We start from the raw sequence: 23,795 nt of genomic DNA on the forward strand, positions 1-23,795 counted from the left end.
CGCCATGCCGCTCGTCGCGGGGGTCGACTCGTCGACCCAGTCCTGCAAGGTGGTCGTCCGGGACGCGGAGACCGGCGCGCTGGTCCGGCAGGGCCGCGCGCCGCACCCGCCCGGCACCGAGGTCGACCCGTACGCCTGGTGGGAGGCCCTGCGGGCGGCGGTGGCCGAGGCCGGTGGCCTGGCCGACGTGGCAGCCGTCTCGGTCGGCGGCCAGCAGCACGGCATGGTCTGCCTGGACACCTCCGGTGAGGTGGTCCGCCCGGCGCTGCTGTGGAACGACACCCGTTCCGCCGACGCGGCCCGGGAACTGGTCGAGGAGGCCGGCGGCGGGGAGACCGGCCGCCGGTTCTGGGCCGAGGCGACCGGTGCGGTGCCGGTGGCCAGCTTCACCGCGACGAAGCTGCGCTGGCTGGCCCGGCACGAGCCGGACAACGCCGACCGGGTCGCCGCCGTCTGCCTGCCGCACGACTGGCTCACCTGGCGGCTGGCGGGCGCTCCCGGCCTGGACGCGCTGCGCACCGACCGGGGCGACGCCAGCGGCACCGGCTACTGGTCGCCGCGCACCGGCGAGTACCGGCTGGACCTGCTGGAACGGGCCTTCGGCCGGCGCCCGAAGGTGCCGGTCGTGCTCGGCCCGGCCGAGGTGGCCGGGCACCTCGACCCGGCGGCGCTGGGCGGCGCGGCGTCCGGGAACCCGGGAACCGGTGCGGCCGGTCCGGTGCTGCTCGGGCCGGGCACCGGGGACAACGCCGCGGCGGCGCTCGGCGCCGGGGCCGGTCCGGGCGACGTGGTCGTATCGATCGGCACCTCCGGCACCGTGTTCGCGGTGGCGGACACGCCGGCCGCCGACTCCAGTGGCGCGGTGGCCGGGTTCGCCGACGCCACCGGCCGGTTCCTGCCACTCGTGTGCACGCTCAACGCGGCCCGGGTGCTGGACGCCGCCGCGACGCTGCTCGGCGTCGACCTCGACACGCTCGGCGAGCTGGCCCTGTCCGCCCCGCCCGGCGCGGACGGGCTGGTGCTGGTGCCGTACCTGGAGGGGGAGCGGACGCCGGACCGGCCGCACGCCACCGGCGAGCTGAAGGGCCTGACGCTGGGCACGTCGACCCCGGCGCACCTGGCCCGGGCCGCCGTCGAGGGCATGCTCTGCGGGCTGGCCGACGGCCTGGACGCGCTGATCGCGCAGGGCGCCCGCGCCGACCGGATCATCCTGGTCGGCGGCGGCGCCCGGTCCGCGGCGGTACGCCGGATCGCGCCGCAGGTCTTCGGCCGCCCGGTGGTGGTGCCGCCGCCGGGTGAGTACGTGGCCGACGGCGCCGCCCGGCAGGCCGCCTGGGTGGCGCTCGGTGGCGACACCCCGCCCGCCTGGTCCGTCGGCGACACCGAGGAGTACACGGGCGACGCGGTGCCCGCCATCCGCGAGCGCTACGCCCACGCCCGGGGGTAAGGAAGGGCCCCTTCTTAACGCCTGCGGTAGAGGAGGGGCCCCTTCTTAACAGGCGCGTCGGCCGGGGGCGGTGTCCCGGATCCGGCCCGCACCTGATTGGCTGCCCTGCATGAAGGGCACGAGGACCTCCCGGCGCGGGAACGCCGCACACCGGCTCTACAGCGTCGTGGTCTTCGTGGTGCTCGCCTCGCTGGACAACGTGGCGATCGGCCTGGTGCCCCCGCTGTACGGGCCGATCTCCGCCGCGCTCGACGTACCGCAGCGGATGCTCGGCCTGGTCACCGCCGTCAGCTTCCTGGTCAGCGCGGTGGCGGCGGTGGGCTGGGCGTACGTGGGGGACCGCACCAACCGCAAGCCGCTGCTCATGGTCGGCACGCTGCTCTGGGCCGCCGGCACCGCCGGCAGCGCGCTCGCCGGGGGGTACGCGACGTTCCTGACCGCGCAGTTCGTCGGCGCGGTCGGGCTCGGCGCGGTGGGCTCGGTCGGCTTCTCAGTGGTCACCGACCTGATCTCACCGCGCCGTCGCGGCCTGGTGATGAGCTTCTGGGGGCTGTCCCAGGGCGTCGGCACGCTGGCCGGGACGCTGCTCGGCGGCGTGCTCGGCGCGACCGACTGGCGGCGGCCGTTCCTGCTGCTGACCGGCGTGGGCCTGGCCGCCACAGTGGCGTACCTGTTCACCTACGACATCCGGCGCGGGCAGAGCGAACCGGAGCTGGCCGGGGCGATCGACGCCGGGAACGAGTACGACTACCGGATCAGCCGCGCCGACCTGCCCCGGATCCTGGCCCGCCGGACCAACCGCTGGCTGATCCTGCAGGGGCTCACCGCCCAGGCCGCGTTCGGCTCGCTGGTCTGGCTGCCGGTGCTGTTCAGCCAGCGGGCCGAGGCGCAGGGCTACTCACCCGCCACGGCCGTGGTGGTGGGCAGCGTCTTCGCCACCCTGTTCCAGCTCGGCGGTGTGCTGTCCATCGTGGGCGGTCTGGTGGGCGACGCGCTGCAGCGGCGTACGCCCAGCGGCCGGGCCATGGTCGCGGCCGTCGGCATCCTCGCGGCGCTGCCGTTCTACCTGGTCCTGTTCTTCGTGCCGATCCGCATCGACGTGCCCGACGGCGCCGGCTCCGGCGCGGTGGTGACGGCCGTGCTGTCCAGCGTGCTGACCGAGCCGTCGGTGGGGCTGAGCCTGCTCACCGCCGTGGTGGCGCTGGCGCTGACGTCGGCGAACTCGCCGAACTGGTTCGCCCTGATCGCCGACGTCAACCCGCCCGAGCACCGGGGCACCGTCTACAGCCTCGGCAACCTGGTCAACGGCGTGGGCCGGGCGGCGGGCAACGGGCTGGTCGGAGTGGCCTTCGCCGGGCTGCGGGCGGCCTTCCCGCCGCCGCTGAACTACGCGGTCGGGCTGGCGGCGTTCCAGCTCTTCTTCATCCCGACCGGGATCATGTACTGGCTGGCCGCCCGTACCTCGCCCCGGGACATCGCGCAGGTGCACGACCTGCTGCACGCCCGGGCCGACCGCCTGGAAGGAGGGGCCCCTTCTTAACAGTGAGTGTTAAGAAGGGGCCCTTCCTCTACCGGAGGCGTTAATAAGGGGCCCTTCCTTACACCCGGAACCAGACCGTGGCGTCGGCCGGTACGGCGTCGCCGTCCAGCGGCGCGCTCGACACCAGCACCTGGGCGCCGGCCGGCAGCGGCACCGGGCCGGCGCCGAAGTTGGTCAGCACGGTGAGGCCGCCGTTGGTGAACGTGAGCACCTCGTCGCCGGAGGTCAGGAACCGCAGCGGGCCCCGGGCCAGCGCGTGCTCGCGGCGCAGCCGCAGCGCGGTCCGGTACAGCTCGTACGTCGAGCCGGGCACGCCGCGCTGCCGGTCCAGCGCGTACTCGGCCCACACCGGCGGCTGGGGCAGCCAGCTCGCGTCGGTCGGCCCGAAGCCGTACGACGGGGCGTCGGCCTCCCACGGGATCGGCACCCGGCAGCCGTCCCGGCCGCGCTCGGTGTGGCCGCTGCGCTTCCAGGTCGGGTCCTGCCGGGCCTCGTCGGGCAGCGTGGTGTGCTCCGGCAGCCCCAGTTCCTCACCCTGGTAGAGGTAGGCGGAGCCGGGCAGCGCGAGCATCAGCAGGCTCGCCGCCCGGGCCCGGCGCAGCCCCAGCGCGGCGTCCGGCTGCGGGTCGTCCACGCCGACGCCGTTGGCCCGGCCGCCGCCGGTGCCGAGCCCGAGCCGGGAGGCGTGCCGGACCACGTCGTGGTTGGACAGCACCCAGGTGGTGGGCGCGCCGACGGAGTCGGTGGCCTCCAGCGAGCGGGTGATCACCGCATACTGGGCCGGCGCGGTCCACGCGGCCAGCAGGTACTCGAAGTTGAACGCCTGGTGCATCTCGTCCGGGCGCACGTACCTGGCCAGCCGCTCGGCCGGCTCCACCCACGCCTCGGCGACGAGGATCCGCTCACCGGGGTACGAGTCGAGCACCCGCCGCCACTCCCGGTAGATCTCGTGCACGCCGTCCTGGTCCCACATCGGCGGGCGCGGCTTGTCCACCTCGCTGCCGGAGAGGATCTCCTGCGGCTCCTGCCAGTCGGCGAGGTCGGCCTGCTTGATCAGGCCGTGCGCCACGTCCACCCGGAAGCCGTCCACGCCCCGGTCCAGCCAGAAGCGCAGCACGTCGAGGAACTCCTCGCGTACCTCCGGGTTGTCCCAGTTGAGGTCCGGCTGGCCGGAGTCGAACAGGTGCAGGTACCACTGCCCGTCGGGCAGCCGGGTCCAGGCGGGGCCGCCGAACACGCTCACCCAGTCGTTCGGCGGCTCGGCGCCGTCCGGTCCCTTGCCGTCGCGGATGACGTAGCGCTGCCGCTCCGGGCTGCCCGGCGCGGCCGCCACCGCCGCTTCGAACCAGCGGTGCGCGGACGACGTGTGGTTGGGCACCAGGTCGACGATCACCCGCAGCCCGCGGGCCTTCGCCTCGGCGATCAGCTTGTCGGCGTCGGCGAGCGTGCCGAACAGCGGGTCGACGTCGCGGTAGTCGGACACGTCGTACCCGGCGTCGGCCTGCGGGGACGGGTAGAACGGGGACAGCCAGACCGCGTCGACTCCCAGCTCGGCGAGGTGGTCCAGCCGGGACGTGATGCCCGGCAGGTCGCCGATCCCGTCGCCGTCGGAGTCGGCGAACGAGCGCGGGTAGACCTGGTAGATGACCGCCTCGGTCCACCAGCCGGTGCCCGGGGCCTGCTGCGTCGCGTCGGTGTTCAGCGCCTTACTCCTGTCTGGGTGGTGCGGTGACGAGCGAGTTCGTTCAGTGTGCCCGGGGCGGCGCGGTCGATTCGCGCACCACCAGGCGAGTGGGCAGGATCACCGGGGGTGGTGTCCCGTCGCCGGTGCCGGCGCCGCGCGGCGCCGGCACCAGGCCGGGGTACGGCTCGGTGGCCCGTACGCCGAGCGGGTCGAGCAGGATGCGGGCGGCGAGCAGCCCCTGGTCGGCGGCGGGCTGGGCGATTGTCGAAAGCCCGAGCACGCCGGCCAGGTCGTGGTCGTCGATGCCCATCACGCTCACGTCCTGCGGCACCCGCAGCCCGGCGTCGCGCAGCGCGGTGATCGCGCCCATCGCCATCTCGTCGCAGGCGGCGAAGATGGCGGTCGGCGGCTCGCCCCGGGCCAGCAGCTCGGCCGTGGCCCGGGTGCCCCCGTCGATGGTGAACCGCGACTCGACGTCGAGGCTCGGGTCGGGCCGCAGCCCGGCGGCCCGCAGCGCCTCCTGGTAGCCGCGCCGCCGGTCCAGGTGGGTGGTGAAGGCCAGTTCGTCGTCCGGGTCGCCGGAGATGTGCGCGATCCGGGTGTGGCCGAGGTCGAGCAGGTGGCGGGTGGCGGTCCGGGCGGCGGCCACGTCGTCGATCCGGACGCAGGGCCACCCGGGCACCTCGCTGCCGGAGCTGATCGTCACGCCCGGCAGATCCAGCTTCGTCAGCGCGTGCACGTCGGCCGCGCGCAGCGGGGTGGCGACCAGGATGATCGCGTCCACGCGCTTGTGCAGGCTCGCCGTGCGCAGCACCCGCTGCCTGGTCCGCTCCCGGCCACCGAGGTTGTAGAGCAGCAGGTCGTAGCCGCTGTCCTGGAGGAACTCCTCGACCGCCTCGACCACGGTGCCGAAGAACCACCTGGTGATCCGGGGCACCACCACCGCCACCGTGCCGGTCCGGCCGCCGGCCAGCCGGCTCGCGCTGGGCGACACCGCGTACTGGAGTTGTTCGGCAGCGGCGAGCACCCGGCGGCGGGTCGCGGCCGAGACCGTCGGCAGGCCCCGCAGCGCCCGGGAGACGGTGGCCGTGGAGACCCCGGCCAGACGGGCGACGTCGTCAATCTTGGTCATCGTGAGCTCCCCGTTGTGACCCGGGCCCCGCCGCCGGCCGTGCCGGCGGCGGGGCGCCGGATCAACCCTTGACGCTGCCGGCGAGCAGACCTCGCACGAAGAAGCGCTGGAGGGACAGGAACACGATCAGCGGTACGACGATCGACACGAACGCGCCGGCCGTCAGCCGCTGCCACTCGTTGCCCCTTGTGCCGGCCAGCTCCGCGAGCCGGACGGTCATCGGGGCGGTCTCGTCGCCGCCACCGGCGAAGATCAGCGCGACCAGGAGGTCGTTCCAGACCCAGAGGAACTGGAAGATGCCGAACGCCGCCAGCGCGGGCATGATCAGCGGCAGCACGATGGTGCGGAAGATCTTCGGGTGGGTGGCCCCGTCGACCCGGGCCGCCTCCATCAGGTCGCCGGGGAGCTGCGAGATGAAGTTGTGCAGCAGGAACACGGCGAACGGAAGCGCGAAGCAGGTGTGCGCGAACCACACCTGGGCGAACTTCTGCTCGTCGACCAGATCCCATGCCGGAAGGATCTGCACCCCGGCGATGGTCACGCCGGTGGAGAAGAACCGCAGCAGCGGCACCAGGGCCATCTGCAACGGCACGATCTGGAGCGCGAAGATCCCGATGTAGACCCAGTCCCGCCCCTTGAAGTTCATCCACGCCAGCGCGTACGCGGCGAGCGACGCGAAGGCCAGGGGGAAGAGCACCGAGGGGATGGTGATCGCCAGTGAGTTGATGAAGTAGCTGGCCAGCTGCCCGGACGAGCCGCGGCTGAACAGCACCTCCTGGTAGTTCTCCAGCGTGATCTGCGGGTTGGTGAAGAACGTCCACCACCCGGTGGTCTTGATCTCGTTCTCCGGCCGGAGCGAGGAGATGAACAGGCCGAAGGTCGGGATCGTCCAGAGCACCGCGATCACGATCGACACGAGCGTGGCGGTGCGGCTGTTCAGGCGCTTGCGCACCCGGGCGCCCCGGGTGGTCGGCCCGCCGGCCTGGGCGCCGACTCCGACGGTGGGCGTTGCGGTGGTCATCTCAGCCCTCCCGCTGCTTGCGCAGGTTGCGGATCTGGTAGATCACGATCGGGATCACCAGGACGAACAGGAACACCGCCAGCGCCGAGCCCTGCCCGTTCTCCTGGTAGCGGAACGCCTGGTTGTACATCTCGGTCGCGATCACGTTCGTGTCGTAGTTGCCGTTCGTGGCGGTCCGGACGATGTCGAAGACCTTGAGCGTCGCGATGGACAGCGTCACCACCACGACGATCAGCGCCGGCCGGATGCTCGGCATGGTGATCCGCCAGAACATCTGCCACGGGGTGGTGCCGTCCAGCCGGGCCGCCTCGACGATGTCGGCCGGAATGGCCTTGATCGCGGCGGAGAGCACCACCATCGCGAAGCCGGCCTGGATCCACACCATGATCACGATGAGCAGGAACGTGTTCAGCGGCGAGTCCAGCAGCCACTGCCTCGGCTCGCCGCCCAGGCTCACCACGATCTGGTTGAGCAGGCCGATCTGGTCGCCCTCGCCCCGGTAGGCGTAGACGAACTTCCAGATGATGGAGGCGCCGACGAACGAGATCGCCATCGGCAGGAAGATCAGGGACTTGGCGACGGCCTCGAACCGGGCCTTGTCCACCAGGACCGCGTAGAGCAGGCCGAACCCGGTGGCCACCAGCGGCACCAGGAGCACCCAGATCAGCGTGTTGATCAAAACCCGGACGATCGAGTCCTCGGCGAACATCCAGCGGTAGTTGTCCAGGCCCACCCAGCCGCTGCTGCCGGAGTCCATGAAGGAGAGCAGCGTGGTGCGGACGGCCGGGACCACCAGCCCGACGGCGAGCAGCAGCAGCGTCGGCAACAGGAAGAAGAACGCGAAAACGCCCTCGCGCTGCTTGCGCCGGCGGGGCAGCGGCGCGCCGCTGGCCGAGGCCGCGACCAGCTGCGCCTCCCGGCGCCGGGCGAAGAACGACGGCACCACGTCGAGGAGCAGGAGCAGCCCGCCCACCACCGCGACGAAGGCGATCAGCCCGTACATCAGCATGAGGAACTTCGGCTGCTCCGCCGCGAAGTCGAACTCCATCGACCCTCCCTCAAGGGTTCGGCTAGCAGAGGTGGCCCGGTCCGGGAAACCGGACCGGGCCACCTGCTAGATCACTTCCAGCTGCCCTCGATGTCGGTCAGGACGGCGTTGGTGTCCTTGCCGTTGATCCAGGCCACCATGCCCTTCCAGAAGGTGCCGGCGCCGACCGCGGCCGGCATCAGGTCCGAGCCGTCGAAGCGGAAGACCGTCTTCTCGTCCTGGAGGATGCCCACGGAGAGCTTGTCCACCGGGTTCGGGACGTTGTTCAGGTCCAGCTTCTTGTTCGCGGAGACCCAGTCACCGATCTTGGCGCGGCTGTTGGCGTACTCGCCGGAGGCCAGGTAGGTCTGCACCGCCTGGACCTCGGGACGGTCGGCGAACGCAGCGACGAACTCGCCGCCACCCAGAACCGGCTTGCCCTTCGACGGGTCGATGGCCGGGAAGTAGAACGCGAAGACGTCGCCGTCCTCGGCCACCTTGGTGCCCTCGGGCCACTGGTTGGCGTAGAAGGACGCCTGGCGGTGCAGCGCGCACTTGCCGGCGGTGATGGGCGTGCCGCCCTCCTGGAACGAGGTGGTGGCGATGCTCTTCACGCCGCCGAAGCCGCCGTTGACGTACTTCTCGTTCTTCAGGATGGTGCCGGCCCGGTTGAGCGCGTCGGCCACCTGCGGGTCGTTGAACGGGATCTCGTGGGTGGTCCACTTGTCGTAGACGTCCGGGCCGCCGGTACGCAGCAGCACGTCCTCGATCCAGTCGGTGGCCGGCCAGCCGGTGGCGTCACCGGACTCGATGCCGGCGCACCACGGCTTGGTGCCGCTGGCCGCGATCTGGTCGGAGAGCTTGATCAGCTCGTCCCACGTGGTGGGGACGGTCCAGCCCTTCTCCTTGAAGGTCTTCGGCGAGTACCACACGAAGGACTTCACGTTCGAGCCGAGCGGGGCGCCGTAGAGCTGGCCGTTGACGGTGCTGTACTTCAGCCAGTCGGCGGAGTAGTTCTGCTCGGCCATCGCCTTGGTGTCGGCGCCGACCGGCTTGAGCTTGCCCGAGTCGACGAACCGCTTCAGCAGGCCGGGCTGCGGGATGAAGGCGAGGTCGGGGGCGTTGCCGCCGTCGACCCGGACCGGGAGCTGGGCCTCGAACTCGCCGGAGCCCTCGTGGTCGATCTCGATGCCGGTGCAGTCCTCGAACTCCTTCCAGGACTGCTGGAGGCGCTCGTCCTCGATGTCACGGATCGAGGAGTAGATGGTCACCTTCTTGCCGTCGTGACCCTCGTACTTCTCATATGCGCCGCACTCGGCCGAGCCCGCGTTGCTGCTCTTCTTGTCGTTGCCGGTGCCGCAGGCGGCGACGCCGAGCGCCAGCCCCAGGACGCCGGCGACCGCGAGCGCCTGGCGCGATCTGGCAAACGCCATGCCGATCTCCTTCCTTGCCGGCGCGTGGGGGGGATCGAACCCGCGCCGGTCCGATGGTCGTCCTCACATGTAAGCGCTTGCATCGTGTCGGGTCCACCCCTGGCCGGACACGGCCCGGTAACAATCCCGAAACCCTGACCACCGGTTCTGGGTGCGCTCCCACGAATCTTCCGGGGAACGGAACTTTCTGTCAGGATGTCCGCATCACATTGAAGACTTTCAACATTGGAGGCAGTGGATGCGTAAGCGATGGCTCGCCCTCGGGGCGAGCGCGGCGGTCCTGGCGGCGACCCTCGTGCCGGCCGCGCCGGCGATGGCCGCGCCGACCTTCAAGGTCCCGTTCCCGTGCAACCAGTCCTGGTCCGGTCAGACCCGGACCAACCACAGCCCGGCCAACGCGATCGACTTCAACCGCACCGACGACCTGGGCGACCCGGTGGTGGCCAGCGCGCCCGGCACCGTCGACGTGGTGACCAACCTCGGCGACACCAGCTACGGCAAGTACGTCCGGATCAACCACGGTGGCGGTCACACCACCTACTACGCCCACCTGAACGCCTTCAACGTCTCCGTCGGTCAGACCGTCGGCTACGGCCGGGTGATCGGCTACGTCGGCACGACCGGCGGCTCCACCGGCCCGCACCTGCACTACGAGCAGCGCATCGACGGCAGCTCCGTGAAGATCAAGTTCAACGGGGTCCAGGCGCTCTACTGGGGCACCAAGACCTACACCAGCGACAACGGCTGCGGCGGGACGAACACCGGCGAGGGCACCGTCAACACGGCCGGCTCCCCGCTGACGGTCCGCTCCGGCCCCGGCACCGGGTACAGCTCGGTCGGCACGGTGGCCGACGGGGCGAAGGTGACCATCCAGTGCCAGACCAGCGGCACCAGCGTCAGCGGCACGTACGGCACCAGCTCGATCTGGGACCGGATCGGCTCCGGTCGGTTCATCTCCGACGCCTACGTCTACACCGGGTACGACGGCTACATCCCGGGCGTACCCCGCTGCTGAACCCGGCGGGCGCGGGGGTGAGCGGCCCCCGCGCCCGTACCGGTCAGGAGTTCAGCCGCCACACCGCGAAGTTCAGCGCGGACGCGAACGTCACCCAGGCCCAGTACGGCAGCATCAGCAGCGTGGCCGGCCGGGAGACGCGCCGGAACAGGGCCACCGTCACACCGATCGCCAGCCACATCAGCACGATCTCGGCGAACGCCAGCCCGTACGCCCCGGCGCCGAAGAACAGCGGGGTCCAGATCGCGTTGAGCACGAGCTGGACCACCCAGGCCCAGACCGCAGGACCGAAACCGGCCCGGCGCCAGACCAGCCAGCCGGCGACCGCGATGAGCGCGTAGAGCACGGTCCAGACCGGGCCGAACAGCCACGACGGCGGCGCCCAGGCGGGCTGCTCCAGGCTCTGGTACTCGGCGGAGGTGCCCTGGACGCCCAGCCCGCCGATCGCGGCGGCGGCGAAGGTGGCGGCGCCGAAGCCGAGCAGCGCCCACCACGTGCGAGCGCCGGTGGTGCGCCGGGTGACACTCTGCGACGTCTCCATGGGCGGGATGTTTCCGCTCGACCGGCCCGGCAAACGCCCGGACGCGGAGAAGCAAACGCCCGGACGCGGAGAAGCCGGGGTCACCCGGCCCGGGCGTTCCGGTCCGGCAGGACGGAACGCCCGGGCCCGGCGACCCCGGCGGATACGAGAACCGCGGTTACGTGTTGAAGATGCTGACGCCACCCGGGCCGACCAGCAGGCCGACGACGATGAGGACGATGCCCCAGAGGATCTGCCGGCGGAACAGGGCGAGAATTCCGGCGACCACCAGTACGACTGCGAGAATCCAGAGAATCAGCTCCATGCCGGCTGAATACCCGGGCACCCCGTACCGGAAACCTCCCGGTCAGTCGAGCTGATCACCGCCCAGGTGGAAGACGCTGTACGCCTGTTTGATCACCGGGTGGGCCACGTTGCGGACCCGTACCCCGCCCGGTGTGGTGCCGCGCTCGGTGCCGTGGTGGGCGTGCCCGTGCAGCGCCAGCACGGTGGGTGCGGAGTCGATCGCCTGGCCGAGCTGGTAGCAGCCGAGGAACGGGTAGATCTCCAGCGGCTCGCCGGCGAGCGTGTCCGGCACGGGGGAGTAGTGGGTGAGTGCGACGAGCGCGTCGCACTCGAGCGAGAGCAGCGCGCCGGCGAGCGCGTCGGCGCTCTCCCGGGTGGTCCGCACGAACGCCTTCATCTCCGGCTCGCCGAAGTCGCTGGCGCACCGCCCGGCGAACCCGCCGCCGAACCCCTTCACGCCGGCCACCCCGAGCCGTCCGCCGGGGGTGTCCACCACGGTGCCGGTGCCCTCCAGCACCGTGATCCCGGCGTCCTCCAGCACCTTCACCACCTGCGGCACCTCGTCGCACTGGTGGTCGTGGTTGCCGAGCACGGTGATCACCGGTACACCGAGGTCGCCGAACTCCCGGGCGACGCACCGCGCCTCGGCCTCGGTGCCGTGCCGGGTCAGGTCACCGGCGAGCAGCAGCGCGTCGGCGCAGCCGGGCAGCTCCTCCAGCGCCGGGCGGAACCGGCCCACCACGTCCTCGTCCAGATGCACGTCGCCCACGGCGGCGATCCGGATCACCATCGAACCTCCCTCACGGCAACTCCTCGACCTGGGTGGGCGCCTGCGTACGGATCACCCCGATGTCGCTGGTCACGGGCGTGTCCGGGAAGCGCTCGGCCACCCGCCGCAGGATCTCCTCCCGCCGGTGCGGGCTCTCCACCTCGCCGTAGAGCACCAGCCCGTTCTCCCGCCGCACCACGGTGATGCCCTGCTCGGCCACGGTCGGGTCCTCGGCCAGCATGCTCTGGATCTCCGCCTCGACGTACTCGTCGGGGGGAACGTCGCCGGACAGTCCGGTCACCGGGTCTCCCTTCCGCCGGGCGCGCCGCCGGGCAGCACGTCCAGCCGTTCGAGCAGCACCAGGAACGCCTCCGCGTACGGCGAGTGCTGCGTCTCCTTCCGTACCCGTTCCCAGTCGATCTGTTCCCGCAGTGAACGGGCCAGCGGCAGGGCGCGGGCGAAGTCGCAGTAGTGCTGGGAGAAGCTGAGCAGCTTGTGCACCATGAGCTGGCTGGCCGAGAGCACCGGCATGTGGATCGCGTCGACCGGGCGCACGATCGTGTCGGTGAACGTCTCCTCGCTGACCGGCGTCTCCACCGGCCGGTGGATCAGGTCCACCATCCGGTCCTCGTCGTAGACCTTGACCAGCCAGTCCTCCGGCGGGCGCTCGGCGGTGAAGCCGGCCTCGACGAGCGCCTCCAGCGCCCGGTCGACGTCCGCCTCGCGGAGCAGGAAGTCCACATCGTGGTCGCTGGAGTGGCCGCCGTGCGCGTACACCGCGAAGCTGCCACCGAGCGCGAACGGGATCTCGGACTGTTTGAGCACGGCGGCGACCTTCTTCAGTGTGTGCACCAGGGTCTCGTCCCCGCGCTCGGCCATCTGCGGCTCCCTCGTCGTGATGTGGGTGGTGGGATCACGATGCGTACCCGGCGGGCGCTCCGGTCACACCTGTTGCGGCGCGATCGCCCCGTCAGGGCAGGAAAGCGACATACGGGCTCGTGTGAGCACCGGTCGGATAACCTCGGGAGGGTGGCCAGCTCACTGCGGACGCGGCGGGGCAGGGCCCGACTGCGCGCCGTCGCCCTGATCGGGATCGACGGCTCAGGTAAGACCACCCAGGCCCACCGGCTCGCCGAGGCGCTCACCGCCGCCGGCCGTCCCGCCACGTACCACCGCAACGCCGGTGGACGCCGCTGGCTCGGCCGCATCGCCCAGCGGGTCGGCCGTCCGGACGCGCAACGGCTCGTCGGGCGCGACGGCCTGCTGGTGGTCGAGTCGGTGCTGCGGTGGCTGGCGATCGCGCTCGCGCTGATCAGCTGCCTGGTGACCGGCCGCACGGCGGTGATGGACAGGTGGTCCGCCTGCCAGTACGCCAGCATCCGGGCGCACGGCGGGCAGCGGTGGGAGCGGCTGGCCCGGGCCGGGTACCGGATCTTCCCGGCGCCCCGGGTGACGTTCCTGCTCACCGTCGACCCCGCCGAGGCGTACCGCCGGATCGAGCGGCGCGGCACCGACCACGAGACGATGGAGTGGCTGACCGCCGCGGCCGCCGCCTACCGGGGGCTGCCGGAGTACGGCAGCTTCGTGGTGGTGGACGGCAACGGCCCGCCGGAGGAGGTGGCCCGCCGGATCCGGGCGCACCTGAGCGAGTGGCTGCCCGACGACCCGTCCGCCGGTCCCGGCCCGGCTCCGGCCGGCCCGCGCCGCCCGGCCGGTGGTGCCGGGCGGGACGGGCCGGTGCCGGTTCAGGCCCGCCCGTAGACCGGGATGCTCGCGCCGCTGGTGGGCGCGGACTCGGGGGAGGCCAGGAAACGGATCACCTCGGCGATCTCGGCCGGCGGCACCCAGCGCCCGTGGTCGGCGTCGGGCTGGGCGGCGCGGTTGGCCGGCGTGTCGATGACGCTCGGCAGCACCGTGTTGCACCGCACGCCACGCTGCCGGTACTCGACCGCCACCGTCTCGGCGAACGCCCGTACCGCGGCCTTGGCGGCGGCGTAGCCGGAGGCGCCGGGGAACGGCGAGACCGCCGCCCGGGCGGAGACGCAGACCACCGCGCCGTCGCCGGACGCCATGAGGTGCGGCAGCGCCGCGTGGGTGACCAGGTACGTCGGGCGCAGGTTGAGCCACAGCATCCGCTCGAACTCCTCGACCGGGGTCTCGTGCACCAGACCGTCCGCCGCGTACCCGCCGACGAGGTTGACCACCGCGCGCAGCGGCGCGGCCGGCTCGGCGGTCGCCGCCTCGACCGCCCGCGCGGCCCCCTCGGGCGTCAGCAGGTCGGCCACGACCCGGACCGGGCCGTCGTCCGTCCCGGGCTGCCGCTGGGGTACGACCACCCGCCAGCCGGCGTCGAGGAAGGCGGCGGTGACCGCGCCGCCGAGTCCACCCGTGCCTCCGGTCACCAGCACCGTGCGTTCCGTCATGGACACACGCTAGCCAACCGTCTGGCCGACCGACCGGTGACCCGGACGGGCCGTCCGGCCCGTCCGGTCGAGGCCGACCAGGCAGGCCCTGCCGCGCGACGGCGGACCGGCACGTCGGGCGGCAGGAGTGACTCGACCGGAGCGGATGAGGCGGTGGGGCTGCGACAATGGGATCCTTGGCCCCGGGGGCGGGCACGGAAGACGGTAAATTTCCCGATACGCGGTGTCATGGTTGACGCTCACGCCTCGTGAAAGTAAGTTTCATCCGTGGCGAAGAGTTCGAAGATTTCTGCGAGTCACGAGCCCGGTGGACTGATCGTCCACATCAGCGGCCTGCTGCCCTCGCTGTCCCCGGCCGAACAGCGGGTGGCCCGGCTGGTCGTCGCCGATCCGGCGGACGCGGCCCGGCGTACGATCACCGACCTCGCCACCGCCGCCGAGACGTCCGAGGCGACAGTGATCCGCTTCTGCCGCTCGGTCGGCATGGACGGCTACCCCCAGTTGCGGATCCGGCTCGCCGCCGAGGCCGCCCGCCGGGTCGAGCCGCCGGACGCGCGGGTGGTCGGCGGTGACATCCCGCCGGGCGCGGACCTCGCCCAGATCATCGCCACGATCGCGTTCAACGACGCCCGGGCCGTGGAGGAGACCGCCGAGCAGCTCGACCCGGCGGTCTGCGAGCAGGTGGTCGAGGCGATCGGCGCGGCCGGCCGGATCGACGTCTACGGCGCGGGCGCCAGCGGCTTCGTCGCCTCCGACTTCCAGCAGAAGCTGCACCGCATCGGCCGCATCGCGTTCTACTTCCCGGACGTGCACACCGCGCTCACCTCCGCCGCCCTGCTGGGCCGGGGCGACGTGGCGGTCGGCATCTCGCACACCGGCACCACGTCCGACGTCATCGAGGTGCTGGAGCAGGCGCGGGCGCGTGGCGCCACCACGGTGGCGCTGACCAACTTCCCGCGCTCGCCGATCACCGAGGTCGCGGACCACGTGCTCACCACTGCCGCCCGGGAGACGACGTACCGCTCCGGCGCGACCGCCAGCCGGCTGGCCCAGCTCACAGTGGTCGACTGCCTCTTCGTCGGGGTTGCCGCCCGCAGCCGGGCCCGGACCAAGAAGGCCCTGGAGGCCACCGCCGAGGCGGTCCAGTCGCACCGGGTCGGCCCCGGGCGGAGGCGGGGATGACGGCGGGTCGGGTGGAGCGGGACGGCGTGGCGGCGGTGCGACCGGTGGTGCGCGTCGGTGCGCCGACCGAGCGGCGCAACCCGCACAGCGTCGACCTCGACCTGATGTCCACCCGGGACGTGCTCACCGTCATCAACGAGGCGGACCGGCGGGTGCCGGCCGCGGTCGCCGCCGTGCTGGACGAGATCGCCGAGACGGTCGACCTGGCCGTGGCCGCGCTGCGCGACGGGCACCGGGTGCACTACTTCGGCGCCGGCACCTCCGGTCGCCTCGGCGTGCTGGACGCGGCCGAGCTGGCGCCCACGTTCAACTCGCCCCGGCACTGGTTCTGCTCGCACCTGGCGGGCGGCCCGGACGCCATGTGGCGCGCCGTCGAGGACGCCGAGGACGACGAGCGCGGCGGCGCCGCCGAGGCCGCCGAGTGTGTACGCCCCGGCGACCTCGTGGTGGGCCTGGCGGCCAGCGGGCGCACCCCGTACGTCCTCGGGGCGCTCGCCGCGTCCCGGGCGCAGGGGGCCGGTACGGTGCTGCTCTGCGCGAATCCGGAGGCCGAGGCCGCCGCGTCGGTGGACGTCTTCATCGGGGTGGACACCGGACCGGAGGTGGTCACCGGGTCCACCCGGATGAAGGCCGGCACGGCGCAGAAGCTGGTGCTCAACACGTTCTCCACGGCCGTGATGGTGCGTCTGGGCCGGGTCTACTCGAACCTGATGATCGACATGGTGGCCACCAACGCCAAACTGCGCGGCCGCATGATCTCGATTCTCATGGAGGCCACCGGCTGCGCCGAGGAGGTGTGCCGGGTCGCCCTGCGGGAGGCCGACGGCGACCTCAAGACCGCGCTCGTCGCGCTCGTCTCCGGCGCCGAGGTGCCGGCCGCGCGGGCCGCGCTGGCCCGGTCCGCCCATCAGGTACGCGGCGCGCTCGAACTGCTCGCCTCCTGAGCGTTCCGGCCCCCGCCGCGGGCCGGCCCGTCCCGCCCGATCCACCCGCCCGGCGCATCCGCCCGGCGGGTGCGACGCGTATCACGTGCGGGGAGGGGACGACTCCTCCCGCACGGATTGTTCAACGAGGCGGAGGGTAATCCTTGAGCATGGCTGAACCGACCGGTCCGCAGACGCGTATCTCGCAGTGACCAGGATCGCAACGACTCGGTGACGCGGCTCGCTGCGTTCATGGAACAGGCAATGGTGCCATTCCATGGGCGAACGGCGATTTCGCAGCTCCGGTGTGTGCCGAAAACGGCGCCCGCGAGCCGCCCGAACCGGGCCGGTAACAGGAAACATGGACCGGGCTCTCAGCTACTACTCAGGCATTCGTGACAGTTTCGACTCACGACATGGAATCCCCGACGCGTCACATCTGTTGTGTAGGTGTCAGCACCTACGGGCACGGCGGAGGTTACGGGGAGGGCTGGTGAACGTGGGGATGGCAAGGAACCGGGCAACCGGCGCGAGCGAGGGGACCGTGGCAATCGTGGACAAGAACATCGGCATGCGTACCGACGAGGTCGCCGAGGAGCGGGACCTGGTCGGCGTCTACCTGCACGAGATCTCCCGGACGCCGCTGCTCGACGCCGCCCGGGAGGTCGACCTCTCCAAGGCGATCGAGGCGGGTCTCTACGCCGAGCACCTGCTCGACGTGGATCGGATCCCCGACGGCGTCGACCGGGAGGACCTGGAGCGGCTGGTCGTCGAGGGTGAGCGCGCGAAGGACCTGTTCATCCGCGCGAACCTGCGACTGGTCGTGTCGATCGCCCGGCGCTACGTGCGCTCCGGCATGCCCATGCTGGACCTGATCCAGGAGGGCAACACCGGCCTGGTCCGGGCGGTCGAGAAGTTCGACTACGAGCGGGGCTTCAAGTTCTCCACCTACGCGACCTGGTGGATCCGCCAGGCCATCAGCCGGGCGATCGCCCAGCAGGAGCGGACCGTACGGCTGCCCGTGCACCTGGTCGAGGACGTCAACCGGATGCGCAACGTGGCCCGGCAGCTCACCCGTGAGCTGGGCGGCGACCCGGAGCCGGAGCAGATCGCGACCGCGCTCGGCGTGACCGTCGAGCGGGTCAACGAACTGGTCCGCTGGTCGCAGGACACCGTCTCGCTGGACACCCCGGTGGGCGACGACGGCGACACCAACCTCGGCGACCTGGTCGCCGACAGCGACGCGCCGTCGCCGGAGGAGATCGTGCTCACCGGCCTGGAGCGGCAGCGGATCGAGGGTCTGCTCAACCACCTCGACGACCGTTCCGCCGGCATCATGCGGGCCCGGTACGGCCTGGAGGACGGGCGGGAGCACTCGCTGACCGAGGTCGCGTCGCGGTTCTCGCTGTCCCGCGAGCGCATCCGGCAGCTGGAGATCCAGGCACTGGGCCGGCTGCGTGAGCTGGCTCGCGCGGAAGGGCTCCAGGCGGCCTGACCTGGTAACAATGAACGGCGAACGGCCGGCGTCCGACAGGGGGACGCCGGCCGTTCGCCGTCTTCGCGGTGCTCAGACCCGGCCGTAGCCGGCGATCGACATGATGTTCATGCCGCGCTTGCTGACGTTGCGCCCGGCGCTGGGCGCGTCGATGATCTGGCCGTTGCCGACGTAGAGCGCCACGTGCCCGAGCCCGGAGTAGAACACCAGGTCACCGGGTTGCAGCTCGCTACGGCTGATCCGGGTGGTGGCGCTCCACTGCCGGGCCGCGCTGTGCGGCAGCGACTTGCCGACCGTCCGCCACGCCGCAAGCGTCAGGCCGGAGCAGTCGTAGCTGCCGGGGCCGTCCTGGCCGTAGCCGTAGGGCTTGCCGACGGCGCCGTAGGCGAACCGCACCACAGTGCCGGCGTCACCGGAGACGGCCGGCGGCTTGCCCGCCGAACTGGGGTTGCCGGGCGCCTCGTTGGCCCGCCCGTACGCCTTGCGCCGCATCTCGTAGAGGTCGGACAGGTCCGCCTCGATCCGCGTCTTCGCGGACTTGAGCTGCTTGGCCTGCGCCGCCTCCCGGGCGAGCGTGACGTCCAGCCGGGTCTTCTGGTCGATCAGCCGCTGCTGGTCGGCCGTGAAGCTGTTGATGGTGCGCTGCCGCTGGCGGGTGAGCTGGTCGAGCGTGCCCAGCCGCTCCGGCAGCGTGGCCTGGCCGCCCGGGTCCAGCAGGGCCGCCGCGGTACGCATGCCACCGGTCTTGTACGCCGTCGCGGCCAGCACGCCCACGTCGGCGCGGCTGCGTTCGGCCTGTTCCTGCAACGGCCCGATCCGGGCCTCCAACTTGGCCGCGGTGGCCTTGTTGGCCTTGATGTCCTCGTTGAGCTTGTTGTAGGACTCGACGATTCGCTCCAGCTCAGTCGAGGACTTCTCGATCTGCTTCGTCAGCTCGGCGGGGGTGGGCTCGGCCCGGGCCACCTGCGCCGGGGCGAGCAGCGCGGCCGAGAGGCCGGCCACCGCCAGCGAGCGGAGCAGCATCCGTAAGGACGACAAGAGCGGAAAGCTCCTCTCCCACCGGTCGCCGGGCGCATCAGCGACCCGGCGACACCGGCCCGGGGCCATCCGGGTGGATGGCTGTCGACCGGGCCGACCTGGACAACCTAACCCGTGATCGCAGTAGCCGGGAGTTCAAGCAGGGTCGAAAGTTGGCAAAGTGGCGGAAAGTGATGAGGGGGAGCCGGTGGGTGGATGAGGCGATTAGCCCGATTCGTCGTTCTGGGCGGATGTCGCCAGGCAACGCCAGGCAAAGTCACGACAAAGGCGGAAATCGTTCTCTGTTTCCGGCGGGCGCGGCCGGGCCGGTGACCCCCGCGACCGCCGAAACCCCGAGGTCAGGTGGCGCGAGGCCAACACAATGAAGCCCGGACGGGAAATCCCACCACGGGATCCCTGCTCCCGGGAGGCCGCCGTGCAGACCGACCGCTCCGCCACCCAGCCGCCCCGCTCGCCGCGACCGGCCGCACCCAGGCTGCTCTACGCCCGGCCCGGCATCGTCGTCACCGCCGAGCGCTTCACCGTCGGCCGTAACAGCTGGCCGGTGGCCGAGATCACCCAGCTCCGGACCGACCGCGGGCCGCACGACCGGCTCGCGATCCGGGCCGTCGCCGTGTCCGCCGCGATGATCGCCGCGGTCGGCCTGCTGCTCGGCTTCACCGGCGGCCTGCACCGGCTCACCGCCGGGGCGTACCTCATGCTCGGCGCGGTCGGGCTGGTGCCGCTGCTGCTCGTGCTGATCGGCGACCGGGTGCGGCCCCCGGCGCACGAGCTGTGGGGACGGGTGCGGGGCACCGAGGTGCTGCTGTTCAGCAGCGACGACGAGCGGCAGTTCGGCCAGGTCGCCCGCGCACTGGCGCGGGCCCGGGAGGCGGCGCGCCTGGGCGGCTGGGCCGATCCGCCGGCGGCCGAGCCGTGGCGGCCGGCCCGGTGAGCGGCGGTCAGCCCGCGACCGGCTCCGGCGTACGCGGGCGGCTCTCGGCGGCCACCCAGTGGCTCACCCGCCGCTCGGCGTAGAACGAGACGAACGGCACGGTGCCGGCGAGCATCACCAGCAGCATCCGCTTCAGCGGCCAGTTCGCCCGGCGGGACAGGTCGAAGGAGAGCGCCAGATAGAGCATGTACAGCCAGCCGTGCGCCACGCCGACCACGGCCACCACGCTCGGGTTGTCGAAGCCGTACTTCAGCGGCATGCCGATCAGGACCAGCACCACCAGCGCCACGCCCACGATCCAGGCGATCACGCGGTACCGGGTAAGGGCTCCGCCCACCGTCGTCCGTCCTTCCGTACCGGCCTCAGCCGGGATAGTCGCCGGGCCGGGCGCCCGGATTGGCGTTCAACCAGGATAGGTAGCGGTTGTACGCGGCCAGCTCGGCGTCGTCCGCCCCGTCGGCCGGTGCGGCCGGCACCCGCACGACGCGCACCGGCCGGCGTACCACCGGGGTGGCGGCGACCGGCGCGGCGCCGGTGGTCACCGACGGCGCGGGATCGGCCGGCGGCCCCGACTCGTCCGGGTCGGCCGACGCCGCCGGGCCGGTTGCGCGCAGCGTCTGGCGGACCTCACGCCACCAGACGAAGATCACGAAACCGGCGAAGACCGGCCACTCGATCGCGTAACCGAAGCTGATCGCGTTTCCCCCGGCGGCGCGGGTGACCTGCCACCAGCCCATCCCGAGGCAACCCGCCGCCAGCACGACCATGGCCACGTGGCGGACGATCCACGCCGGTGTCCAGAGCCGTTCCATGCCCACGAGAGTACCGGGGCCGCCGGGCTTCTCCGACACGGCGTCGTAGTCCGGGCGGGGTTTGGTGGCACGCCCGCTGGGCATCCGAACAGGTGCAACCCGAACGAGACGAGGGGGCGACGATGACCGAATCGGTACGCCGGGACGCGAGCCCGGAACAGCGGGTCGCGGAATGGGACGGCGACCACGCCCGCACCGTCGACGCGGACGGCGAGCAGCTCGGGGTGGACCCGGCGGAGCTGGGCGACGAGGACCTGGTCCGGGAGATGCAGAGCCTGCACCGCACCCGGCTGGACACGCTGCGGCACGCCACCGAATCGGCGCTCGCCAACCACCTGCGGCGCACCGCCGAACTGGAGACGGAGTACCTGGCCCGGCACCCCGGCCGGGAGGTCGACCCGAGCCGGCTGCGGGACGCCTGATGGCCGGCCACGCCGAGCGCGGCATGTCCGCGCCGCCGGAGGTGGTGTTCAACACCGCGACCGATCCGGACCGCTCCTCGGCCTGGCTGCCCGAGCGACTGCGCGGCTCCGGCGCCTGCCGGGTGGAGGTCGTCGACGCCGACGCCATGCGGGCCCGGTGGTGCGCCGTGGACTGGTCCGCCGAGATCGACGTGGAGCCGACCGGCGCGGGCGGCGCCCGGGTGCGGCTCGACCTGGCCGGGCCGGACCACGACCTGGCCGACGAGATCCTGGCCAACCTCGACCGCGAGGTGGCCGACAACCTGACCGCCGGTTGAGCCCGGCCCGCACGACGAGCACGAGGAGGCCGGGTTGACCGGGAGTGGCCTGAAGCAGAAGGTGGCGCGCCTGCGCCAGGCGTACGCGCCGCACGAGCATCGGCCGCTGGAGGGCTACCTGAAGGCGATGGGCACGTACGCCGGTGTGACAGCCGCGCTCGTCGGCCTGGTCCGGGCGACCGGCCGGCCGGTGCCCGAGCGGCCCTCGCCCGCGGACGTGGTGCTGCTCTCGATCGCCACGCACAAGCTCAGCCGGCTGCTGTCCAAGGACGCGATCACCAGCCCGCTGCGGGCGCCGTTCACCCGCTACGACCACCCGATCGGCAGTGGCGAGGTGATGGAGCAGGTCCGCGACGAGGGCAGCCCGACCCGGCACGCGCTCGGCGAGCTGGTGAGCTGCCCCTTCTGCCTGGCGGTCTGGGTCGCCACCGGGCTCACCGGCGGCCTGGTGCTGGCACCCCGGCTGACCCGGCTGGTCGCCACGGCGCTGACCGCGGTGGCCGCCTCCGACTTCCTCCAGATGGGGTACGCGGTCGCCCAGCAGGCGGCCGAGGGCGGTCGCCACGAGTCCTGACCCCGTGGACACGAAAGGGGGCCGGCGCGCGCCGGCCCCCCTTTCCCGTGTCGCCCACCGTCAGGTGGGGGTGGTGCCGTGGTCCTCGCCGGCCCAGCCGCGCGACGCCTCCGGCTCCCGCTCGTCCTCGTCCTCCCCGGTGACGACGTCCCGGTCCACGGCGGTGCGGTCGTGCTCGTTGGCGAAGTCCGGCTCCGGCAGCCTGTCGACGCCCTCCGGGGGCTGGCCGAGCGCCGTCAGGTGCTCGTGGTCGGGGTTGCGGTCGGTCATGTCGCGTCCTCTCGGTCGTCCGGGGGCTCAGGCGACCGTGCCGCCCAGCAGATCGGCCGCCTCGTCCACCGCGTACTCGCCCTGGGGGAGCGCGGCGATCCGGGTGAGCAGCTCCGCGGGGAGTTCGGCGGCCACCGCGCGGCGGTAGATGTCCGCCTGGGTGACCCGCTCCTGGCCGTGGTAGATGTCGTCGAGCAGGTCGTCGAGCAGCCTGGTGTCGGGCTGCTCGGTCACGGGCGCGTCATCGGTCACGCCGACCACCTACCCGGCACCGAACCGGTCAAACTCGCCCCAATCCCGCTCAGGCCGGTGCCGGGAGCGTGGCCCGGCGGGCCCGGACGGCCTGGGCCAGCTGCTCCAGCACCTCGGCGGTGGTGTCCCAGCCGATGCAGGCGTCGGTGACCGACTGGCCGTACGCCAGCTCCCGGGTCGGGTCCAGGTCCTGCCGGCCCGGCACCAGGAAGCTCTCCAGCATGATGCCGACGATCCCGCGCTGGCCGGCGGCGAGCTGCGCGGCCACGTCGGCGGCGACCAGCGGCTGGTTGCGGTGGTCCTTGCCGCTGTTGGCGTGGCTGGCGTCGAGCACCACCCGCTCCGGCAGGCCCGCGGCCCGCAGCAGCTCCAGCGCCCCGGCCACCGACTCCGCGTCGTAGTTCGGCCGGCCGCCCCCGCCGCGCAACACCAGGTGCCCGTCCGCGTTGCCCCGGGTGTGCATGATCGCCGGGGTGCCGGAGACGTCGATGCCGGGGAAGACGTGCGGCACCCCGGCCGCCCGGATCGCGTCCACGGCGGTGGCGATGCTGCCGTCGGGCCGGTTCTTCATGCCGATCGGCATGGACAGCCCGGAGGCGAGCTGCCGGTGCACCTGGCTCTCCACCGTCCGCGCGCCGATCGCGCCCCAGGCCACCGTGTCCGCGATGTACTGCGGGGTGATCGGGTCGAGGAACTCGCAGCCCACCGGCAGGCCCAGGCGCAGCACGTCGAGCAGGAGCGCCCGCGCGGTACGCAGGCCCGTGTTCACGTCGCCGGAGCCGTCCAGCGCCGGGTCGTTGATCAGGCCCTTCCAGCCCACCGTCGAGCGCGGCTTCTCGAAGTAGACACGCATCACCACGAGCAGGTCGTCGGCGACCCGGGCGGCGGCCTCGCGCAGCCGGCCCGCGTACTCCAGGGCGGCGGCCGGGTCGTGCACGGAGCAGGGGCCGACGACGACGAGCAACCGGTCGTCGGCGCGGTCCAGCACCCGGCCGACGGCACGCCGGCCCGCCACGACGGCCTCGGCCAGCGGGGTGTCGAGCGGCAGGTGGTGGTGCAGCAGGGCCGGGGTGGTCAGCGGCACCACACGGTCGATGCGCTGGTCGATGACCCGATGGGCGTCCTGGGACGTGGTCACGGTGGGGATTCCTTCCGCCGACCGTGCCCCCGTGCCGGGTCCGGGGGATCGAGCCGGCTGCTCGCATACGAAAGGGCAGGGAAACAATCCCTGCCCGGCCGGCTCGAAGAGGTGGTGACGT

Annotated in this window: 28 protein-coding genes; 11 read left to right on the forward strand and 17 right to left on the reverse strand. The window is 72.4% G+C overall.

Annotated elements, in window-relative coordinates:
• The first annotated feature begins 4 nt into the window (after positions 1-4).
• Both xylB and ABIH81_RS13975 read left to right on the forward strand, forming a co-directional pair.
• Positions 5-1,447: a xylulokinase gene (gene xylB / locus ABIH81_RS13970; RefSeq protein WP_349880657.1), complete on the forward strand. Its 1,443-nt coding sequence runs from the start codon at positions 5-7 to the stop codon at positions 1,445-1,447.
• A 109-nt stretch (positions 1,448-1,556) separates the two neighbouring features.
• Entirely contained in the window at positions 1,557-2,987 is a 1,431-nt protein-coding gene (locus ABIH81_RS13975) for an MFS transporter (RefSeq protein WP_349880658.1), read from the forward strand.
• Between the two features lie 58 nt (positions 2,988-3,045).
• Here the strand turns inward: ABIH81_RS13975 and ABIH81_RS13980 are convergent, their stop codons facing one another.
• The 5 genes from ABIH81_RS13980 to ABIH81_RS14000 all read right to left on the reverse strand — a co-directional run bounded on the left by ABIH81_RS13980 (position 3,046) and on the right by ABIH81_RS14000 (position 9,284).
• Positions 3,046-4,689, reverse strand: coding sequence for a glycoside hydrolase family 13 protein (locus ABIH81_RS13980; protein WP_349881098.1), 1,644 nt, complete (start codon positions 4,687-4,689; stop codon positions 3,046-3,048).
• Between the two features lie 43 nt (positions 4,690-4,732).
• The gene (locus tag ABIH81_RS13985) at positions 4,733-5,803 is read right to left on the reverse strand and encodes a LacI family DNA-binding transcriptional regulator (protein ID WP_349880660.1); all 1,071 of its coding nucleotides are present in this window, start codon (positions 5,801-5,803) and stop codon (positions 4,733-4,735) included.
• Between the two features lie 61 nt (positions 5,804-5,864).
• Positions 5,865-6,824: a carbohydrate ABC transporter permease gene (locus ABIH81_RS13990; protein ID WP_349880662.1), complete on the reverse strand. Its 960-nt coding sequence runs from the start codon at positions 6,822-6,824 to the stop codon at positions 5,865-5,867.
• Position 6,825: 1 nt separating this feature from the next.
• Positions 6,826-7,872, reverse strand: coding sequence for a sugar ABC transporter permease (locus ABIH81_RS13995; RefSeq protein WP_349880664.1), 1,047 nt, complete (start codon positions 7,870-7,872; stop codon positions 6,826-6,828).
• Positions 7,873-7,943: 71 nt separating this feature from the next.
• Positions 7,944-9,284, reverse strand: coding sequence for an ABC transporter substrate-binding protein (locus tag ABIH81_RS14000; RefSeq protein ID WP_349880666.1), 1,341 nt, complete (start codon positions 9,282-9,284; stop codon positions 7,944-7,946).
• Positions 9,285-9,522: 238 nt separating this feature from the next.
• On the opposite strand from ABIH81_RS14000, the gene ABIH81_RS14005 reads away from it, so the two are divergent.
• On the forward strand, positions 9,523-10,299 hold the full coding sequence (locus tag ABIH81_RS14005) for a peptidoglycan DD-metalloendopeptidase family protein (protein WP_302905086.1): 777 nt from the start codon (positions 9,523-9,525) through the stop codon (positions 10,297-10,299).
• A gap of 43 nt (positions 10,300-10,342) precedes the next feature.
• Here the strand turns inward: ABIH81_RS14005 and ABIH81_RS14010 are convergent, their stop codons facing one another.
• The 5 genes from ABIH81_RS14010 to ABIH81_RS14030 form a co-directional block, all read right to left on the reverse strand.
• Positions 10,343-10,840, reverse strand: a complete 498-nt coding sequence (locus tag ABIH81_RS14010; protein ID WP_349880667.1) for a TspO/MBR family protein — start codon at positions 10,838-10,840, stop codon at positions 10,343-10,345.
• A gap of 157 nt (positions 10,841-10,997) precedes the next feature.
• A complete protein-coding gene (locus tag ABIH81_RS14015; RefSeq protein WP_013288160.1) occupies positions 10,998-11,144 on the reverse strand; it encodes a GPGG-motif small membrane protein in 147 nt (48 codons plus the stop codon).
• A 42-nt stretch (positions 11,145-11,186) separates the two neighbouring features.
• Entirely contained in the window at positions 11,187-11,915 is a 729-nt protein-coding gene (locus ABIH81_RS14020) for a metallophosphoesterase (protein WP_349880668.1), read from the reverse strand.
• A gap of 10 nt (positions 11,916-11,925) precedes the next feature.
• Positions 11,926-12,135 carry a hypothetical protein gene (locus ABIH81_RS14025; RefSeq protein ID WP_225853111.1) on the reverse strand — a complete coding sequence of 70 codons (210 nt, stop codon included), beginning with the start codon at positions 12,133-12,135 and terminating at the stop codon, positions 11,926-11,928.
• A gap of 56 nt (positions 12,136-12,191) precedes the next feature.
• The gene (locus ABIH81_RS14030) at positions 12,192-12,773 is read right to left on the reverse strand and encodes a nucleotidyltransferase (protein WP_349880670.1); all 582 of its coding nucleotides are present in this window, start codon (positions 12,771-12,773) and stop codon (positions 12,192-12,194) included.
• A gap of 150 nt (positions 12,774-12,923) precedes the next feature.
• Here ABIH81_RS14030 and ABIH81_RS14035 point away from each other — a divergent pair, with 150 nt between their 5' ends.
• On the forward strand, positions 12,924-13,655 hold the full coding sequence (locus tag ABIH81_RS14035; RefSeq protein ID WP_349880671.1) for a dTMP kinase: 732 nt from the start codon (positions 12,924-12,926) through the stop codon (positions 13,653-13,655).
• Here the strand turns inward: ABIH81_RS14035 and ABIH81_RS14040 are convergent.
• Positions 13,640-14,317: an SDR family NAD(P)-dependent oxidoreductase gene (locus ABIH81_RS14040; RefSeq protein ID WP_349880673.1), complete on the reverse strand. Its 678-nt coding sequence runs from the start codon at positions 14,315-14,317 to the stop codon at positions 13,640-13,642. The two genes, ABIH81_RS14035 and ABIH81_RS14040, sit on opposite strands and share 16 nt — an antisense overlap.
• A gap of 267 nt (positions 14,318-14,584) precedes the next feature.
• Between ABIH81_RS14040 and ABIH81_RS14045 the strand changes: the two genes are divergently transcribed.
• From ABIH81_RS14045 to ABIH81_RS14055, 3 genes are all read left to right on the forward strand, one after another.
• Positions 14,585-15,499, forward strand: coding sequence for a MurR/RpiR family transcriptional regulator (locus ABIH81_RS14045; protein WP_128136673.1), 915 nt, complete (start codon positions 14,585-14,587; stop codon positions 15,497-15,499).
• Positions 15,496-16,443, forward strand: coding sequence for an N-acetylmuramic acid 6-phosphate etherase (gene murQ, locus ABIH81_RS14050; RefSeq protein ID WP_128136672.1), 948 nt, complete (start codon positions 15,496-15,498; stop codon positions 16,441-16,443). The genes ABIH81_RS14045 and murQ overlap by 4 nt, the downstream gene beginning before the upstream one ends.
• A 484-nt stretch (positions 16,444-16,927) precedes the next feature.
• Positions 16,928-17,917 (forward strand): sigma-70 family RNA polymerase sigma factor, encoded by a 990-nt coding sequence (locus ABIH81_RS14055; protein ID WP_349881099.1) that lies wholly within the window; start codon positions 16,928-16,930, stop codon positions 17,915-17,917.
• Positions 17,918-17,989: 72 nt separating this feature from the next.
• Here ABIH81_RS14055 and ABIH81_RS14060 read toward each other — a convergent pair whose 3' ends face one another.
• Positions 17,990-18,955 carry an NlpC/P60 family protein gene (locus ABIH81_RS14060; protein ID WP_349880674.1) on the reverse strand — a complete coding sequence of 322 codons (966 nt, stop codon included), beginning with the start codon at positions 18,953-18,955 and terminating at the stop codon, positions 17,990-17,992.
• Between the two features lie 415 nt (positions 18,956-19,370).
• Between ABIH81_RS14060 and ABIH81_RS14065 the strand changes: the two genes are divergently transcribed.
• Positions 19,371-19,889, forward strand: coding sequence for a DUF6232 family protein (locus ABIH81_RS14065; protein WP_349880675.1), 519 nt, complete (start codon positions 19,371-19,373; stop codon positions 19,887-19,889).
• 7 nt (positions 19,890-19,896) lie between these two features.
• Here the strand turns inward: ABIH81_RS14065 and ABIH81_RS14070 are convergent, their stop codons facing one another.
• Together ABIH81_RS14070 and ABIH81_RS14075 are read right to left on the reverse strand one after the other, a co-directional pair.
• On the reverse strand, positions 19,897-20,226 hold the full coding sequence (locus tag ABIH81_RS14070) for a DUF3817 domain-containing protein (RefSeq protein WP_349880676.1): 330 nt from the start codon (positions 20,224-20,226) through the stop codon (positions 19,897-19,899).
• Positions 20,227-20,251: 25 nt separating this feature from the next.
• Entirely contained in the window at positions 20,252-20,701 is a 450-nt protein-coding gene (locus tag ABIH81_RS14075) for a hypothetical protein (RefSeq protein WP_349880677.1), read from the reverse strand.
• Positions 20,702-20,823: 122 nt separating this feature from the next.
• Here ABIH81_RS14075 and ABIH81_RS14080 point away from each other — a divergent pair, with 122 nt between their 5' ends.
• From ABIH81_RS14080 to ABIH81_RS14090, 3 genes are read left to right on the forward strand one after another with little or no spacing between them, the layout of a single operon-like run.
• Positions 20,824-21,123: a DUF6158 family protein gene (locus tag ABIH81_RS14080; RefSeq protein WP_349880679.1), complete on the forward strand. Its 300-nt coding sequence runs from the start codon at positions 20,824-20,826 to the stop codon at positions 21,121-21,123.
• Entirely contained in the window at positions 21,123-21,440 is a 318-nt protein-coding gene (locus ABIH81_RS14085; RefSeq protein ID WP_349880681.1) for a hypothetical protein, read from the forward strand. Before ABIH81_RS14080 ends, ABIH81_RS14085 begins: the two co-directional genes overlap by 1 nt.
• A 34-nt stretch (positions 21,441-21,474) precedes the next feature.
• Positions 21,475-22,014: a DUF1360 domain-containing protein gene (locus ABIH81_RS14090; RefSeq protein WP_349880683.1), complete on the forward strand. Its 540-nt coding sequence runs from the start codon at positions 21,475-21,477 to the stop codon at positions 22,012-22,014.
• Between the two features lie 60 nt (positions 22,015-22,074).
• On the opposite strand, the gene ABIH81_RS14095 is transcribed toward ABIH81_RS14090, so the two are convergent.
• The 3 genes from ABIH81_RS14095 to ABIH81_RS14105 are packed head-to-tail and all read right to left on the reverse strand — an operon-like array spanning position 22,075 to position 23,683.
• Positions 22,075-22,284 (reverse strand): hypothetical protein, encoded by a 210-nt coding sequence (locus ABIH81_RS14095; protein WP_349880685.1) that lies wholly within the window; start codon positions 22,282-22,284, stop codon positions 22,075-22,077.
• 27 nt (positions 22,285-22,311) lie between these two features.
• Positions 22,312-22,536, reverse strand: a complete 225-nt coding sequence (locus ABIH81_RS14100) for a hypothetical protein (RefSeq protein WP_349880687.1) — start codon at positions 22,534-22,536, stop codon at positions 22,312-22,314.
• Between the two features lie 49 nt (positions 22,537-22,585).
• Entirely contained in the window at positions 22,586-23,683 is a 1,098-nt protein-coding gene (locus tag ABIH81_RS14105; RefSeq protein WP_349881100.1) for a 3-deoxy-7-phosphoheptulonate synthase, read from the reverse strand.
• Between the last annotated feature and the right edge of the window lie 112 nt (positions 23,684-23,795).

It is taken from the genome of Micromonospora sp. HUAS YX12, from assembly GCF_040215685.1.
GTDB lineage: Bacteria > Actinomycetota > Actinomycetes > Mycobacteriales > Micromonosporaceae > Micromonospora > Micromonospora tulbaghiae.